At 71.3% G+C, this 15565-nt stretch carries 12 protein-coding genes; 6 read left to right on the top strand and 6 right to left on the bottom strand.

Going from position 1 to position 15565, the window contains the following annotated elements; genetic code table 11:
• Positions 1-18: 18 nt before the first annotated feature.
• Together G4G93_RS10830 and ada are read right to left on the bottom strand one after the other, a co-directional pair.
• Entirely contained in the window at positions 19-234 is a 216-nt protein-coding gene (locus G4G93_RS10830) for a hypothetical protein (RefSeq protein WP_165083999.1), read from the bottom strand.
• A 139-nt stretch (positions 235-373) separates the two neighbouring features.
• Positions 374-1489: a bifunctional DNA-binding transcriptional regulator/O6-methylguanine-DNA methyltransferase Ada gene (ada, locus tag G4G93_RS10825; RefSeq protein WP_165083997.1), complete on the bottom strand. Its 1116-nt coding sequence runs from the start codon at positions 1487-1489 to the stop codon at positions 374-376.
• A 549-nt stretch (positions 1490-2038) separates the two neighbouring features.
• Between ada and G4G93_RS10820 the strand changes: the two genes are divergently transcribed.
• The 3 genes from G4G93_RS10820 to G4G93_RS10810 all read left to right on the top strand — a co-directional run bounded on the left by G4G93_RS10820 (position 2039) and on the right by G4G93_RS10810 (position 5205).
• Positions 2039-2932, top strand: coding sequence for a 3'-5' exonuclease (locus G4G93_RS10820; protein ID WP_165083995.1), 894 nt, complete (start codon positions 2039-2041; stop codon positions 2930-2932).
• Positions 2933-3262: 330 nt separating this feature from the next.
• Entirely contained in the window at positions 3263-4786 is a 1524-nt protein-coding gene (locus G4G93_RS10815) for a UbiA family prenyltransferase (protein WP_165083993.1), read from the top strand.
• Positions 4786-5205, top strand: coding sequence for a GtrA family protein (locus G4G93_RS10810; protein ID WP_165083991.1), 420 nt, complete (start codon positions 4786-4788; stop codon positions 5203-5205). The genes G4G93_RS10815 and G4G93_RS10810 overlap by 1 nt, the downstream gene beginning before the upstream one ends.
• A gap of 188 nt (positions 5206-5393) precedes the next feature.
• Here G4G93_RS10810 and G4G93_RS10805 read toward each other — a convergent pair whose 3' ends face one another.
• Positions 5394-6632 carry a hypothetical protein gene (locus tag G4G93_RS10805; RefSeq protein WP_165083989.1) on the bottom strand — a complete coding sequence of 413 codons (1239 nt, stop codon included), beginning with the start codon at positions 6630-6632 and terminating at the stop codon, positions 5394-5396.
• A 392-nt stretch (positions 6633-7024) separates the two neighbouring features.
• Here G4G93_RS10805 and G4G93_RS10800 point away from each other — a divergent pair, with 392 nt between their 5' ends.
• Positions 7025-7765 carry a phosphorylase gene (locus G4G93_RS10800; protein WP_165083987.1) on the top strand — a complete coding sequence of 247 codons (741 nt, stop codon included), beginning with the start codon at positions 7025-7027 and terminating at the stop codon, positions 7763-7765.
• Here G4G93_RS10800 and hpnH read toward each other — a convergent pair.
• Positions 7688-8842 carry an adenosyl-hopene transferase HpnH gene (hpnH, locus tag G4G93_RS10795; RefSeq protein WP_099954682.1) on the bottom strand — a complete coding sequence of 385 codons (1155 nt, stop codon included), beginning with the start codon at positions 8840-8842 and terminating at the stop codon, positions 7688-7690. The genes G4G93_RS10800 and hpnH overlap by 78 nt on opposite strands.
• Before the next feature lie 122 nt (positions 8843-8964).
• Complete coding sequence (gene ispH, locus G4G93_RS10790) at positions 8965-9915, bottom strand: 4-hydroxy-3-methylbut-2-enyl diphosphate reductase (protein ID WP_312891881.1); 951 nt, start codon at positions 9913-9915, stop codon at positions 8965-8967.
• 415 nt (positions 9916-10330) lie between these two features.
• Here ispH and G4G93_RS10785 point away from each other — a divergent pair, with 415 nt between their 5' ends.
• Together G4G93_RS10785 and G4G93_RS10780 are read left to right on the top strand one after the other, a co-directional pair.
• Positions 10331-12979 carry an MMPL family transporter gene (locus G4G93_RS10785; RefSeq protein ID WP_165083985.1) on the top strand — a complete coding sequence of 883 codons (2649 nt, stop codon included), beginning with the start codon at positions 10331-10333 and terminating at the stop codon, positions 12977-12979.
• A gap of 387 nt (positions 12980-13366) precedes the next feature.
• Positions 13367-14842, top strand: coding sequence for a SulP family inorganic anion transporter (locus tag G4G93_RS10780; RefSeq protein WP_165083983.1), 1476 nt, complete (start codon positions 13367-13369; stop codon positions 14840-14842).
• Between the two features lie 3 nt (positions 14843-14845).
• On the opposite strand, the gene G4G93_RS10775 is transcribed toward G4G93_RS10780, so the two are convergent.
• Positions 14846-15487 (bottom strand): TetR/AcrR family transcriptional regulator, encoded by a 642-nt coding sequence (locus G4G93_RS10775; protein ID WP_165083981.1) that lies wholly within the window; start codon positions 15485-15487, stop codon positions 14846-14848.
• Positions 15488-15565 lie beyond the last annotated feature (78 nt).

Below are 15565 nucleotides of genomic sequence, written 5' to 3'. Positions count from 1 at the left end.
ACCGGGCCCCGAGCCTCGCTACAGCATCAACCCGACCATCAGCACCGCCACCAGGGTGGCGGTGGCGCCGAGGGCCGCGGCCCACAGCCCGGCCTCGGCGGTGGCGCCGGGGCGGGTGTTGTCGTTGGCCGCCTGCGGCAGGGTGCTGGGGAACCGGCGCCACTTGCGTAGGTGCGACGGCGCCGTCGCGATCAGGTGCGGCAGGGGAGCGACGGCGTTGTGGCGGCACGACATGGAACTGCGCTCCTGGGGGAGGCCCGCGCTCGACGTGTTACGTCAGGGTCCTGCCGCGAAACCTTTGCGGCAGGGCCAGAGAAGAACGTCGATCCCTGCCCAACGATCCGTGCCGGTCGCAAATTCCGCGACCCGGCATCTAGCGGCCGTCCGCCGGGTCCCGCTCCCGGTCGAGGAGCGCCCGCTTGCGCGCCACGCCCCAGCGGTAGCCCGACAGGCTGCCGTCGCCGCGCACCACCCGGTGGCACGGCACCGCCACGGCGATCGGGTTGGCGCCGCAGGCGAGCGCCACGGCGCGGGCCGCCGACGGCGCGCCGATCGCCCGCGCGACCTCGGCATAGGTCGCGGTGCGCCCCGGCGGGATCGACCGCAGCGCCTGCCACACCCGCTGCTGGAAGGCGGTGCCGCCGATGTCGAGGGGCAGGCTCGCGGCCGTGCCCGGCGCCTCGACGAGGGCGATCACCTGTCCCACCACCGCGTCGAAATCCGCGTCGCCCCCGGTCAGCGCCGCCTTCGGGAAGCGGTCCTGGAGGTCGCGCAGCAGGGCGTCGGGATCGTCGCCGAGCAGGATCGCGCAGACGCCTGTCTCGGTTGCCGCCACCAGGACATGGCCGAGGGAGCAGGCGCCGACGGCGAAGCGGATCGCCGCGCCCGCCCCGCCGTTGCGGTAGGCCGTCGGCGTCATGCCGAGGCGGCCCGGTGCCGCGGCGTAAAACCGGCTCGCCGCGCCGTAGCCGGCCTCGTAGAGCGCCTCCGTGACGCTCCCGGCCCGCCGCAATTCCTCCGCGGCGCGTGCGGCCCGCAGGCTCTCGCCGTAGGCCCGCGGCGTCACGCCGGTGACCTGCTTGAACACCCGGTGGAAGTGGTGCGGGCTCAACCCCGCCGATGCCGCGAGGTCGGCCAAGGCCGGCGGGGTCTCGGCCGCCTCGATCCGGCGGCAGGCCCGCGCCACCGCCTCGGCCTGGCGCTCGTGGAGGCTCGCCTCGTTCGGCCGGCAGCGCCGGCAGGGCCGGAACCCCTCGGCTTCCGCCGCCGCGCAGGTCGGATGGAAGCTGACATTCTCGGGACGGGCCGGCCGGGCGGCGCAGCTCGGCCGGCAATACACCCCGGTCGTGCGCACCGCGTAGACGAACAGGCCGTCCGCCGCCCGGTCGCGGCGGGCCACGGCCGCGACGCGGGCGGCGGCGTCGAGCGACGGGGCGCCGTTCGCGGCCGGAGGGGTCGGGCTTGCGAGGTCGGGATCGGGGTTGCGCATGGTCGTCCTTGCCTCCCTGTCCGGGCGATGCGCCATCCTGGCCCCGCTCCGTCAGCCCCGCATCCCGGCGCTTGCGGCCGAATTCGATCGCCCGCCCCATCCAGGTCTACTCCGGACGACGCTCCGGCGCCGCCCCCCCGAAACCGGGGTAGCGGTGGACGGTTGGCCGCGTGTCGGATGGCCCGGGAGCCGCCCGGCGTGCCCGCCGGCCCTGATCGCCCCCGGCCGGTGCCGGGCTCGTCTCTCGGATCCCCTCCACTCCCCCGCCGCCGATGAGTCTCGGGCGTCGGTCCTCGGAAGCGTCGGCGGCGGGGTCTTTCGTGCGTGGCGGCCCCCGGGCCGCGAGGGACCGGATCCGGCCGGCACCCTCGCACGGGATCTTGGGCACTTCGCGGTTCAAGGAGAGACCTCGGCGCTCCTTCGCCGGCCCGCGAATGCGGTGGAGCGTGGCGCCGCGGCTCTTGGCCCGGCGGCCGGGCCGGGTCTATGCCGGGCCACAAGCAACGACACGCGCCGCCCCCGCGGCCGCCTGCCAGGGTGACACGCCGCTTGACCGACGCGCTCGACGACATCGCCGCCATCCTGGAGCGCACCGGCGACTACCGGGTGCTGCGCCGGTTGAGCCCCTTCGTGCCCCCGCCCGAGGAGCCCGCCGAGCCGACCTTCGTCGGGCTGATCCTCGACACCGAGACGACCGGCATCGACGTGACCGCCGACGAGGTGATCGAGCTCGGCATCGTCAAGTTCGAGTACGGCGCCAGCGGCCGGATCTACCGGGTGCTGGAGCGCTTCAACCAGCTCCACCAGCCCTCCGGCCCGATCCCCGAGGCGGTGGTGCGCCTCACCGGCATCACCGATGCCGACGTCGCCGGCCAGCGCATCGACGACGCGGCGGTCGAGGCGCTCGCCGCCGAGGCCCGGGTCGTCATCGCCCACAATGCCCGCTTCGACCGGCAGATGTGCGAGCGCCGCTGGCCGATCTTCGTGTCGCGCAACTGGGCCTGCTCGTGCCACCAGATCCCCTGGCGGTCCGAGGGGCACGAGGGCATGCGGCTGGGCCACCTGCTCGCCGATCACGGCCATTTCCACAACGGCCACCGGGCGATCGACGATTGCGAGGCGCTGCTCGCCATCCTCGCCCGCCCGCTGCGGCTCTCGGGGCGGCTGGCGCTGGCCGCCCTTCTCGACGCGGCGCGGCGGCCGACCGTGCGGCTCTGGGCCTCCGACGCCCCGATCGCCCTCAAGGACCGGCTCAAGGACCGCAACTACCGCTGGTCGCCCCGGCGCCGCTGCTGGTACGTCGACCTCGACGAAGAGCAGATCGAGATCGAGCGCACCTTCCTCTCGCGCGAGATCTACCGCGGCAGCCTGCCCCTCGGCCTGCCCGCCGACCGCTTCACCGCCCGCGACCGGTTCTCGACGCGGGCGGATCCGGAGGCGTAGGGCCGCGAAGCGGCTCCGCCTCCCGCACCGTTGCGGACGCTTCGCGACTTTTCGTGCTCGATCCCGGATCGCCGTCCGCTTCGTTTCGCCCGTCCGGGACAAGACCGGAGAGGACGATGTCGAAGGCCCGGGCTCACCGGGGCGCCGGCTGCCGCCGCCAGCCGCGATGGTGAACGCGATCTTGCCGCGTTCCCCCGAAATATCGATACGCGCATCAACCGGACGATCATCCTGACATGCGAAGGATCGGGTGTCTCAAGTCCGATTAAGACTTGAGCCGCCTGCCGCATCGTAGCCTGCGCCGAGAACACAGCAGCACAGGCCGAGACGATGTCCCTGGCGAGCCCCCTCCCCATCCATTCCGGCCCACCCCGGCGCGACGACGCGGCCGCCATCCCGGGGCGGGACGAGGGCCCGCTGGTGCCCCTCGTGGTCGATCTCGACGGCACGCTCCTGCGCACCGACCTGCTGCTCGAGGGCGTGGTGGCGATCCTGCGCCGCAACGTCCTGATGCTGTTTTCGATGCTGGCCTGGCTGCCGCGCGGCCGGGCGACCTTCAAGCGACGGGTCGCCGAGCACGCCGCCCTCGACTTCGCCACCCTGCCGGCGAACGAGGAGCTGCTCGCCTATATCGGGCTGCAGAAGACCCTCGGGCGCGAGATCGTGCTCGCCACCGCCGCCGACGAATTGATGGCCCGCGGCATCGTCGAGCGGTTCCCGCTGTTCGACCGGGCGGTGTCGAGCGACGGGCTCGTCAATCTCAAGGGCGAGGTCAAGGCGCAGCGCCTCGCCGCCCTGTTTCCGCGCGGGTTCGACTATGCCGGCAACGCGGCGGTCGACCTGCCGATCTGGGCCCGGGCGCAGAGGGTGATCCTGGTCGAGACCCCGGCGAGCGTCGCCCGCGCGGCGCGGGCCGGCGGGCGCCCGATCGAGGAATTCGCCGCCGCCCCGCGCCTGCGGGCGCTCGCCAAGGCTGCGCGGCTGCACCAATGGGCCAAGAACGGCCTCGTCTTCGTGCCGATGATGCTCGGCGGCCTCGCCGGCAGCGCCGGCGCCTGGGCCGAGGCGGTTCTCGCCTTCGTCGCCCTCGGCCTCGTCGCCTCGGCGAGCTACCTCCTCAACGACCTGTGGGACCTGCCGCACGACCGGGCGCATTGGTCGAAGCGCCACCGGCCGCTGGCGAGCGGGCGGCTGCCCCTCGCCACCGGCCTCGCGGCGACGATCGGCGGGCTCGGCCTGGGCTTGAGCCTCGCGGCCTTCGCCGGCCCGGCGGTCCTCGCCGCGGTGGCGGCCTACCTCGCCGTCACCCTCGCCTACTCGTTCTCGCTGAAGCGGGTGCCGATGCTCGACGCGCTGATCCTCGGCAGCCTGTTCACCTTGCGGCTCGTCATCGGGGTCGCGGCGGTGGGCGTGGCCTGGTCGCCCTGGCTCCTCACCTTCTCGATGTTCCTGTTCACCTCGCTCTCCTTCGCCAAGCGCCACACCGAGCTGCGCGGGGCGGCGAAGCGCGGGCGCACCGGCCAGCTCTCGGGCCGCGGTTACCGCCCGGCCGACGAGCCGGTGGTGCTCGCCTTCGGGATCGCCGCGGGGCTCGCCAGCATCGTGATCTTCATCCTCTACCTCGCCAACGAGGCGTTCCGGCACGCGGTGCTCTCGGCGCCGCTGGCGCTCTGGACCTTCCCGGCCGTGCTGGTGCTGTTCATGGGCCGGATCTGGCTGCTCGCCGGCCGCGACGAGCTCAACGACGATCCCGTCGCCTTCGCGGTCAAGGACCGGCCGAGCCTCGCCCTCGCGGCGGTCGCCGGCCTCTCCTTCGCGGTCGCGGCCTTCGGGCTGCCGGGCTGGGGTCTCTGATGGCGCCGGAGGTCGTCCGCTTCCTGGTCGCCGGCGGCTCGGCCGCCGCGATCAACTGGCTGTCCCGCATCGCCCTGTCGTGGGTCCTGCCATACGTCGCGTCCATGCTGGTCGCCTACGGGATCGGCATGGCGGCGGGGTTCTGGCTCTACCGGACCTTCGTGTTCCGGGGCGCCAGCACCGGCCCGCTCCCGCGCCAGGCCGCGGTCTTCGTCGCCGTCAACGCCGTCGGTGCCGGGCTCGTGCTGGCGGTGAGCGCCGGGCTCCTCGCCGCGTCGACGTCCCTGGTGCCGGCCCTGCCGCTGCCGGTGGCCGAGGCGCTCGGCCACGGCGCCGGCATCGCGGCCGGCGCGGTGTCGAACTATTTCGGCCACCAGATCCTGACCTTCGGGATGCGCCGCGCACCGGTCGAAGCCTAGAGCATGTTCCGACGAGGTTGGGCGCCGGCTCGTCTCAGGGAATGTGGTAAAATCAAGGATCCTGAGCGTGTTGTGAGCCTTTAATCACAGTACACGATACAGGAGGTTGCGGGGGCGCGGTGGCCGCTGCTCTGTCCCCCGCAACCTCCCGTGTCGTGGACCGTGTGGCCTGTCAACGCAAAGCCTGCTCAGATCTTGTAGAGGCTGGTGAGCAGCGTCACCGCCGCGTTGGCGAGGATACCCCAGGTGACCAGAAGCGGCAGCGCCGCGAAGGCTCGGGGACGTTCGCCACGGACCATCAGCACGATCAGGATCGGCAGCCAGTCGAGGGTGTAGCGCTGGGTGGCGGTCTGGTCGGCGCCGTTCGAGTGATAGAACAACGTGATGCCGGCGATGATCGCGATCACCGCCGCGCCCGCCGCGAAGGCCCGGTCGAGGCGGGCGTAGAAGGCCAGCAGCAGCCACGGGCACATCACCAGCAGGGCGGAGCCCGAGCGGTCGATGCCGGTGAGCTGCGTCAGGTACGGCCCGCCGAACTCGAAATGGATGCCCTGCAGGAAGAGATAGAGGGTGTTGAACAGGAGGTAGTCGCGCGAGAACAGCCCGACCTCGGAGATGCGCCGCCAGATGAAGCCGGCGCTGCCGGGATTGTGGATGAAGGCGTAGCCGGTCTCGGTCGGGCTGCCGAAGCGGAGATAATTATAGAGAAAGTAGGCAACGAGCGCGATCGCGACGGGAACCCCCGCGAGCAGCACCGGACGGACGAGGTCCCGCGCCGTCTCGCGCCACTCCCCGCGCCAGCCTTCGTGCCGCGGCAGCGCCAGGACCAGCAGGACCAGCGGATAGAAGATCGCCATCTGCCGGCACAGGAAGGCGAGCGCCACGAACAGCCCGGCGAGCGGCAGCGAGCGCCGGCAGACCACCGCCCACAGGCTCAAGGTGGTCATCAGGAAACCGACCGACTGGGCGAAGAACCATACTCCTTCCGAGCGCAGGGTGACCTGGAACAGGGGGCTCGCGAAGGCGATCGCCGCCAGGATCCAGAGCGCGTCCGCGTCCTCCACGTCGAGCGCCCGCAGGATCCGGTGCCAGGCCCACAGGCTGATCGCCCCGAGTGCCGCCGCCAGCAGCACGAAGCCCTTGAAGCCCGGAAACCCGAACACGGCGACGAAGGGCAAGGCCACGAGCGCCGGCAGCGGCGGGAAGATCACGTAGGTGCGGCCCTGGAACAGGGCGCAGTCGATCTCCGGGCAGCTCTCGATCCACAGCCGCCCGTGCAGGAACGCATCCGCCAGGGCGCCGTGCGAGTTGAGGCCCGGATCGCGAAAGACCCCGCGCAGGACCAGGAGGGCGAGGAGCGCCAGGGCGCCGAGCCCGGCGAGGACGGCGAGCGCCCGGTTTCGGTTGTCCTCGGAACTGCGGGGCATGGGGGGCCTTGCGGGGCGTGAGGTGGGACCGTGCCGGGACCGGCTCCCCTTTCTTCACGGTCGAGCTTAACCGGGTCTTGCGTGGTCGAGCATGGCCGGCATGGGACCGCTCGGATCGTCGCGCCTTCGGAGGCCGGTGAACGTCGTGCCCGACGGGCTCTCGACGCCGACCCGTGAAACCTCCTCCGTATGGACACGCGAAGGTTGATTTCATTCCACTTGCGACTTCAGGATGAAATCGCGGATGGCGGTGCCGTCGAGGGCCGGTCGCCCCAGGGCTCCGGGGAGGCGTCGGTCGCCCGTGTCGCCGGCGCCACACGCCTGCCGCACACGCTCTGGTATGAGGGGGGATCCACTACATCCCTCCCATCGAGACTCCGCCGAGCCCCCGCATGATCGTCGTCGAGGACACCACCGGTCCGAACGGGCCCCATCCCGTGCTGGCCGTGACCGGCCTGGCCCGCGAGGCGCGGCTCGCCGCCGGGCCGGGTGTGGCGACGGTGGGGGCCGGGGGCAATCCGGAGCGGCTGCGGGACGTGCTGAAGGGGCGCAGCGGCCCGGGCTGCCGGGCGGTGATGAGCATCGGCATCGCCGGCGGGCTCGATCCCGATCTGGTGCCGGGCGACGTCGTGGTGGCGACCGGGGTGAGCGCCGGCGGCGTCCGGCACCCGGCGCACAGCCAGGTCGTGGCCGCCCTCGCCCGCCGGCTGACGGATGCGCCGGTGCGGGTGGTCCTGGCCGACGTGGCGGGGGTCGAGGCGGCGGTTCTGTCGCCGCACGCCAAGGCATCCTTGCGGGCCGCGACCGGCGCCGCGGCGGTCGACATGGAATCCCACGTCGCGGCCGCCTTCGCGGAGGCGCACGGCCTGCCGTTCTGTGCCGTGCGGGTGGTGTGCGACCCGGCCGACCGCGCCTTGCCGGCGGCGATCGCCAAGGCCCTCAAGCCGGACGGCGAGCCCGATATCCTCGCCGTCCTGGCGGCTCTGGCGCGCCGCTCGGCGAGCGTGGGCGGGCTCGTTCGCCTCGCCCGCGACTCGTCGGCGGCCTTCGCCTCGTTAGGCCGCTGTCGCGCGCTTCTTGGCGTCGGCCTTGGCGTCCCGGATCTCGGAGAGCTTCTGCGCGACGTTGCGTGAGAACACGAACTCGGCCGGGCGCTGGTTCTCGAGGGAGATCTCGGGAGCCATCTCGCCCTCGGTCTTGATGCCGCGCATGGCGTAGACCAGCGGCTTCCACGGCTTCTTCACCGAATCGACCACCGACGAGGCCTCGTAGCCCGAATGCACCATGCAGTCGGCGCACTTCTCGTAGTTGCCGGTGCCGTAGGCGTCCCAGTCCGTGGTCTCCATCAGCTCCTTGAAGGTCTTGGCGTAGCCCTCGCCGAGCAGGTAGCACGGCTTCTGCCAGCCGAAGACCGTCCGGGTCGGGTTGCCCCACGGCGTGCAGTGGTAGGTCTGGTTGCCGGCCAGGAAGTCGAGGAACAGGCCCGACTGCTGGAAGGTCCACTTCTCGCGGCCCTTCTCCTTGCCGAGGCGGAACACGCCGCGGAACAGGTCCTTGGTCGCCCGGCGGTTGAGGAAGTGCTGCTGGTCGGGGGCGCGCTCGTAGGCGTAGCCGGGGGAGACGGTGATGCCGTCGATGCCCATCCGGGTCACGCTGTCGAAGAAGTCGGCGATCTTGTCGGCCGAGGAGTTGTTGAAGAAGGTGCAGTTGATGGTGACCCGGAAGCCCATCTCCTTGGCCTTCTGGATCGCCGCCACCGCCTTGTCGTAGACGCCGCGCTGGCACACCGACTGGTCGTGCATCTCCTTGTCGCCATCGAGATGGATCGACCAGGTGAAGTACGGGCTCGGCTTGTACTGCGCGATCTTCTTCTCGAGGAGAAGCGCGTTGGTGCAGACGATCGCGAATTTCTTCTGGGCGATGATGCCCTCGACGATCTGCGGCAGGTCCTTGTGCAGCAGCGGCTCGCCGCCCGCAATGACCACCACGGGTGCGCCGCACTCACGGACCGACTCGAGTGCTTCGTCGACCGGGAGGCGCTTGTTGAGGATCTCGTCCGGATAGTCGATCTTGCCGCAGCCCGCGCAGGCTAGATTGCACCGGAACAACGGCTCCATCATCATGACAAGCGGGTAGCGCTTGCGGCCGGTGAGGTGCTGCTTGAGGATGTAGCCGCCGATCTTCGCGACGTACCGGAGAGGAATGCCCAAGACCCAGGCTCCTTGTGTCGTGGTTCGTGTCGAGTGCTGTGCCAAGCGGGCTGATTAGCCCGAAAAGTGGCGGATTTCCAGCAAGCTAGGTTCGAAAGGGTCCAAGCCGGGTGCGGAAGGGACTAAGTGTGGCCCAAACTCGACGGGAGCGGGAAGCTCGCGCTCTCGACAACGCCCGGAAGCGTCGAAATCCGCAGGGGGGTGCGACGCTGCAGCGCAGCAATCACCTCCGCGATCACCGCCTCGGGTGTCGAGGCGCCGGCGGTCAGGCCGAGGGTCCGCACGCCGTCGAGACCGATTCGGTCCAGATCCTCCGCGCCCTCGACGAGGTGGCTCGGCCGGCCGGCCTCGGCGGCGATCTCGCGCAGCCGGTTGCAGTTCGAGGAGTTCCTCGCGCCCACCACCAGGATCAGGTCGGCGATCTCGGCCAGCGCCCGCAAGGCGGCCTGGCGGTTCTGCGTCGCGTAGCAGATGTCCCGGGTCTCGGGCCCGACGAGGTCGGGGAAGCGCCGCTGCAGGACCGCGATGATCGCCCGCGTGTCGTCGACGCTCAGCGTCGTCTGGGTGACGTAGGCGAGCCTCGCGTCGGCGGGCAGGTCGAGGGCTTCGGCTTCCGCCACGCTGCCGACGAGGTGGACCTCGCCGTCGATCCGGCCGAGCGTCCCCTCGACCTCGGCGTGGCCGGCATGTCCCACCAGGATGACCGTGCGCCCTTGCGCCGCGTAAAGCTGCCCTTGCTTGTGCACCTTGGCGACGAGCGGGCAGGTCGCGTCGATGACGGGCAGGCCCCGTCGCGCGGCCTCCGCCTCGACCGCCCGCGACACCCCGTGGGCCGAGAAGATCGTGGTGGCGCCGTCCGGGACGGCGTCGAGGCTCTCGACGAAGCGGGCGCCCTTGGCCTTCAGGTCGGCGACGACGCGGCCGTTATGGACGATCTCGTGGCGGACATAGACCGGGCCGTCGCCGCGCGCGAGCGCCCGCTCGACGATGTCGACCGCCCGCACCACCCCGGCGCAGAAGCCTCTCGGCTGGGCCAGCACGAGGGCGATCCCGTTCTCCCGCGTCTGCGTCACCGGCCCTCCGTCGCGCCAGACCACAAAAGCCCCGCCCGGCTGAAAAGCCCTCGCCGGCCGAAGCCCTTCCGCCTGCGACGTTTACGGTGGGGATCGCCGGCCGGTAAAGCCGCGCTCAGGCCGCGCGGGGCGGCCCGGACCGGCGTCCGGCCCGGGGATCCGTTTGCCGCCAATGCGTTGCAATCGGGCCTGCGGGTCATTACCTAGCGCGCCACGGAGGCGGTCCTCGCGAGCGTGTCCGTGGCCACGGCGCGTCGCCGGGACGTGGTTACCCGCCGTGACCATGGGCGCGGCTGCGCCGCGCGCTATAACGGTGCTCGCGCCGGCGCCGGGACCTCGCCGTCCCGGCGGGCCGATCCACAGGGACTTCACCGGGCCGCCCCGTGGCCCGCGAGCTAGAGGCAGGCTTCGCATCGTGATCGAACGGCTCGTGGCGTTTTCCGTACACCGGCGCTGGCTCGTCCTCGTGGCCGCGCTGCTGCTCACCGTCGCGAGCGCCGTCACGGCGGCGCATCTCTTCCGCATCAACACCGACGTCGAGCGCCTGATCACCTCGGACGTGCCCTGGCGCCAGGACGAGATCCAGTTCGAGAAGATTTTTCCGCAGCGCAGCAACCTGCTCGTCATGGTGATCGACGGGCAGACGCCGGAACAGGCCGAGGAGGCGGCGGGCCGCCTGACCCAGGCCCTGTCCACCCACAAGGACCTGCTGCCGATCGTCTACCGCCCCGATGGCGGGCCGTTCTTCGAGAAGAACGGCCTGCTGCTGATGCCCCAGAAGGAACTGGACCAGACCACCGAGCGGCTGATCCAGCAGCAGGGCCTGCTCGGGCCGCTCGCTGCCGACCCGTCCTTGCGCGGCATCATGCAGGCCATGGTGATGGGCGCTCAAGGGGTGAAGGCCGGCCAGGCCAAGCCCGAGGACCTCGTCGGCCCGATGGGCCAGATGAAGGAAGTCTTCGATCGTGTGCTGAAGGGCGAGCGGGCGCAGCTCTCGTGGCAGCTCCTGCTCTCCGGCGGCAAGGCGGAGCCGAGCGACCTGCGCCGCTTCGTCATCGCCCAGCCGGTCCTCGACTACGACGCCCTCCAGCCCGGCGAGAAGGCGACCCAGCTGATCCGCGAGACCGCCCGCAGCCTCGGCCTGACCGAGGCCAACGGGATACGGGTGCGCCTCACCGGCCAGGTGGCGGTGGCCGACGACGAGTTCGCGACGCTGGCCGAGGATGCCGGGCTGAACTACTCGGTCACCGGCGGCGCCATCGTGCTGTTCCTGTGGCTGGCGCTCCGCTCGGGCAGCCTCGTCGTCGCGGTGCTCGTCACCACCGTCGCGGGCCTCATCGTCACCGCCGCCCTCGGCCTGCTGATGGTCGGCGAGCTGAACCCGATCTCGGTCGCCTTCGCGGCCCTGTTCGTCGGCCTCGGCATCGATTTCGGCATCCAGTTCGCCGTGCGCTACCGCGCCGACCGTTTCACCGAGGGGGACCTGGAACGGGCGATCCGCTCGGCCGCCCGCGGGGTCGGCTGGTCGCTGACGCTCGCGGCCGTCTCGCTCCTCGCCGGCTTCTTCTCGTTCCTGCCGACCGACTTCCGCGGCGTGTCCGAGCTCGGCCTGATCGCCGGCGTCGGCATGATCGTCGCCTACCTCTTCGCCCTCACCCTGCTGCCGGCCCTGATCGCCGTGCTGCGGCCGCCGGGCGAGAAGCAGGAGGTCGGCACCGCCAGCATGGCCTCGGTCGACCACTGGATCCTCGAGCACCGCAAGCTGGTCCTCGTGCTCACCGGCCTCGTCACGGTGGCGGGGCTGCCCCTGCTCTACTGGTTGCCCTTCGATTCGAACCCGATGCACCTGCGCAGCGCGAAGGTGGAATCGGTCGCGACCTATCTCGACCTCGCCAAGGACCCCAAGACCAGCCCCAACTCGATCGACGTGGTGGTGCCGAACCGCGACGCCATCGCGCCGATGGTCAAGAAGCTCCTGGCCCTGCCGGCCGTCGCCGGGGTGGTCGACATCAACACCTTCGTGCCCGCCGACCAGGACCAGAAGCTCGCGACCATCGAGGACGCCGCGCAGGTGCTCGGGCCCGTGCTCAACCCGCCCCGCGTCGCCCCGCCGCCGACCGACCGCGAGGTGGTGACGGCGATCCGCAACGCCGTGACGGCGCTCCGCGGCATCGTGCAGGGAGCGAAGGAGCGGGGCGGGACCGATTCCGGGCCGTTCGCCACCATCCAGGGCTTCACCGACACCCTCGAGCGCCTGGCCAATGCCGAGCCGCCGGTGCGCGAGGCGGCCGCCGCCGCGGTGGTGCCGAACCTCAAGCTCCTGCTCACCCGCCTGCGCGATCTCCTGTCGCCGGAGAAGATCACGCTGGAGAACCTGCCCAAGCAGATCCGCTCCGAGTGGATCGCCGCCGACGGCAAGGCCCGGATCGAGGTGCAGCCGAAGGGCAATTCGAACGACAACCTGGTGCAGCGGCGCTTCGCCAAGGAAGTCCTGAGCGTCGCGCCCCACGCCACCGGTGCGCCGGTCGCCACCACCCTGTCGAGCCACACGATCCTCGGCGCCTTCATCGAGGCGGGCCTGCTGGCGCTGCTCTCGATCTTCATCATCCTGTCGGTCGCCCTGCGCCGGCCCTGGGACGTTGCCATGGCGCTGGGCCCCCTGGTGCTCGCCACCCTGTGGACGCTGGAGGCGCTCTACCTCATCGGCATGCCGCTGAACTTCGCCAACATCATCGCGCTGCCGCTGATGCTGGCGGTGGGCGTGGCCTTCCACATCTACTACGTGATCGCCTGGCGGGCCGGTGTCGCCGACATGCTGGCCTCCAGCCTGACCCGGGCGATCTTCTTCTCGGCGCTCACCACCGGCACCGCCTTCGGCTCGCTGGTGCTGTCGAGCCACCCGGGCACCGCCAGCATGGGCAAGCTGCTCGCCCTGTCGCTGTTCTTCACCCTGATCGCCGCCTTCTTCATCGTCCCGGCCTTCCTTGGGCCCCCGCCGAAGCAGAAGGCCAAGGACGGGGTGCCGGAGAATGCGACACGGCGGGATCCGCTGATCCCGGCCTGACGGCCGGACGATCCTCCGCAACGACAAGGCTCGTCCCTTCACAAAGGGACGGGCCTTTTTCATGAAGGGCGCGGGTTTTCCCCTCCCCCTCTGTGGGGGAGAGGGAAAAACCCGCGCTCGTCTCGTCTCGTCTCGGTTGTCTCCCCGAATCAAGCTGCGCCCAGCATTCGGGACTTTCATCCCGCCGCCCGGTTGCGTCGCAGCAAAGGCTCGTGCTAGGCACGACCCATGATGCAGGATCGAGCCCTTCCGGTCTCGCGGCCCACGCCGCCGTAGCGCCCGCTCTCCCGCGTCCTCTCTCCACGCCTGTCCTTCGTGCCGGTCCGCCTCGCGCGGCCGGTCGCCCTCGCGCGCGCCGTCGCGCCTCTCTCCGAAAGCTCAGATTCCATGAACCTCGTCCGCCTGCGGCGCGAATGGGCGCCCGACGTCACGCGCGAGATCCTGGCCGGCACCGTCGTGGCCCTCGCGCTCATCCCGGAGGCGATCGCCTTCTCGATCATCGCCGGGGTCGACCCGAAGGTCGGGCTCTACGCCTCGTTCTGCATCGCGGTCGTCACGGCGATCGCCGGCGGGCGGCCGGCGATGATCTCGGCCGCCACCGGCGCGATGGCGCTGGTGATGACGACGCTCGTCAAGGATCACGGCCTCGGCTACCTCTTCGCCGCGACGATCCTGACCGGCCTGATCCAGCTCGCCGCCGGCGCCTTGCGGCTCGGCAACCTGATGCGCTTCGTCTCGCGCTCGGTCGTCACCGGCTTCGTCAACGCGCTGGCGATCCTGATCTTCCTCGCCCAGATGCCGGAGCTGATCGGCCGCGGCCCGGTCGTCTACGCCATGACCGCCGCCGGCCTCGCGCTGATCTACGGCCTGCCCTACCTGACCAAGGCCGTGCCCTCGGCGCTGGTGACGATCGTGCTGTTCACCGCCCTGTCGATGAGCCTCGGCCTCGGCATCCGCACCGTCGGCGACATGGGGGCGCTGCCGAGCGAATTGCCGAGCTTCGCCCTGCCCCAGGTGCCGCTGACCCTCGAGACGCTTCGCATCATCCTGCCCTATGCGCTCACCCTCGCGATGGTCGGCCTGCTCGAGAGCCTGATGACCGCCGCGATCGTCGACGAGCGCACCGACACCACCTCGAACAAGAACCGCGAATGCGCCGGCCAGGGCCTCGCCAACGTCACCGCCGGCCTGTTCGGCGGCATGGCTGGCTGCGCGATGATCGGCCAGTCGGTCATCAACGTCTCGTCGGGTGGCCGCGGCCGGCTCTCGACCCTGTGGGCCGGCGCCTTCCTGCTGTTCCTGATCGTGGTGCTCGGGCCTTACGTCGCGCAGATCCCGATGGCGGCCCTCGTCGCCGTGATGATCATGGTGTCGATCAACACCTTCCAGTGGCGCTCGATCCGCACGCTGGTCACCCATCCGACCACGTCGAGCATCGTGATGCTCGGCACCGTCGCGGTGGTGGTCGCGACCCACGACCTCGCCAAGGGCGTGCTGTTCGGCGTGGTGTTGAGCGGGCTGTTCTTCGCCCACAAGGTCACCCGGTTCTTCGCCGTCGCCTCGTCGCGCGAGGGCCGGACCCGCACCTACCGGGTCACGGGCCAGATCTTCTTCGCCACGGCCGAGGCCTTCCATGCCGGCTTCGACTTCCGCGAGGAGGAGCTGGAGCGCGTGGTGATCGACCTGACGGACGCCCATTTCTGGGACCTGACCGCCGTCAACGCCCTCGACCGGGTGGTCCTGAAGTTCCGCCACCATGGGGTGCCGGTGGACGTCGCCGGCCTCAACGCGGCCTCGGCGACGCTGGTCGAGAGGCTCGGCACCCACGACAAGCCGGGGGCGGCGCTCGCTTCGGGGCATTGAGCCCTATCCGGGAGCCCGCGCCGTCGCCCCGTGCACCATGGCGAGCACGCCGGCCCGCAGGAGGTCGTACTTGGTCGGCAAGCCGGGGCCGGTCGGCAGCCGGCCGGCGGCAGCCAGCGTCGCGATGCCGTGCGAGAGCGCCCAGACCTCCAGGGCGACGAAGCGCGGATCGACGCTCCCTAAGAACCCGTCCGGGAAGGTGCTCCGCAGGGCCTCGACGAGAAGGCCGAAGGCGTCGCGGTCGCGCGGGCCTTGCGCGGGGGCGCATCCGTCCGGGCCGAGGGGCCGGGCCTCGAAGATCGCCGCGTAGTAGCCCGGTTCCTCCTCGGCGAAGGTCAGGTAGGCCTCGCCCATGCGGGTGAAGCGCTCGAGCGGCGTGCCGGGACCGCGCAGGGCCCGCGCCAGCCGCGCCGCGAGCTCGGTGAAGCCGCGCTCGGCCACCTCCTCGAGCAGGGCCTCGCGGCCGCGGAAATGGCGGTAGAGCGCCGCCGGCGAGACGCCGACGAGGCGCGCCGCGTCGACCAGGGTGAAGCCGCCGATCCCCCGCTCCGCGATGAAGCGGCGCGCGGCCTCGATCAGCGCCTCCTTGAGGTTGCCGTGATGGTAGCCGCGCCGGTCGGACGGGCCGCTGCGCCAGGGTCGCACCGTGTGTTTCTGTCTCTTCGCGGGGCCGGGCCGGCCGCTTCCCGCAAGCCCATAGAGCATTTTCGCGCCGGCGGCAGG

The sequence above is a fragment of the Methylobacterium sp. DB0501 genome, assembly GCF_011043735.1.
Taxonomy (GTDB): domain Bacteria; phylum Pseudomonadota; class Alphaproteobacteria; order Rhizobiales; family Beijerinckiaceae; genus Methylobacterium; species Methylobacterium alsaeris.
The sequence above is the reverse complement of the archived record's forward strand: the minus strand, read 5'-3'. Positions and strand labels throughout refer to the sequence as shown.

Bases quoted from the DNA above. Each gene is read 5' to 3' on its own strand.
- ada (WP_165083997.1), bottom strand. From the start codon at position 1,489: ATGCGCAACCCCGATCCCGACCTCGCAAGCCCGACCCCTCCGGCCGCG.
- G4G93_RS10810 (WP_165083991.1), top strand. From the start codon at position 4,786: ATGGCGCCGGAGGTCGTCCGCTTCCTGGTCGCCGGCGGCTCGGCCGCC.
- G4G93_RS10815 (WP_165083993.1), top strand. From the start codon at position 3,263: ATGTCCCTGGCGAGCCCCCTCCCCATCCATTCCGGCCCACCCCGGCGC.
- G4G93_RS10830 (WP_165083999.1), bottom strand. From the start codon at position 234: ATGTCGTGCCGCCACAACGCCGTCGCTCCCCTGCCGCACCTGATCGCG.
- G4G93_RS10780 (WP_165083983.1), top strand. From the start codon at position 13,367: ATGAACCTCGTCCGCCTGCGGCGCGAATGGGCGCCCGACGTCACGCGC.
- G4G93_RS10805 (WP_165083989.1), bottom strand. From the start codon at position 6,632: ATGCCCCGCAGTTCCGAGGACAACCGAAACCGGGCGCTCGCCGTCCTC.
- G4G93_RS10800 (WP_165083987.1), top strand. From the start codon at position 7,025: ATGATCGTCGTCGAGGACACCACCGGTCCGAACGGGCCCCATCCCGTG.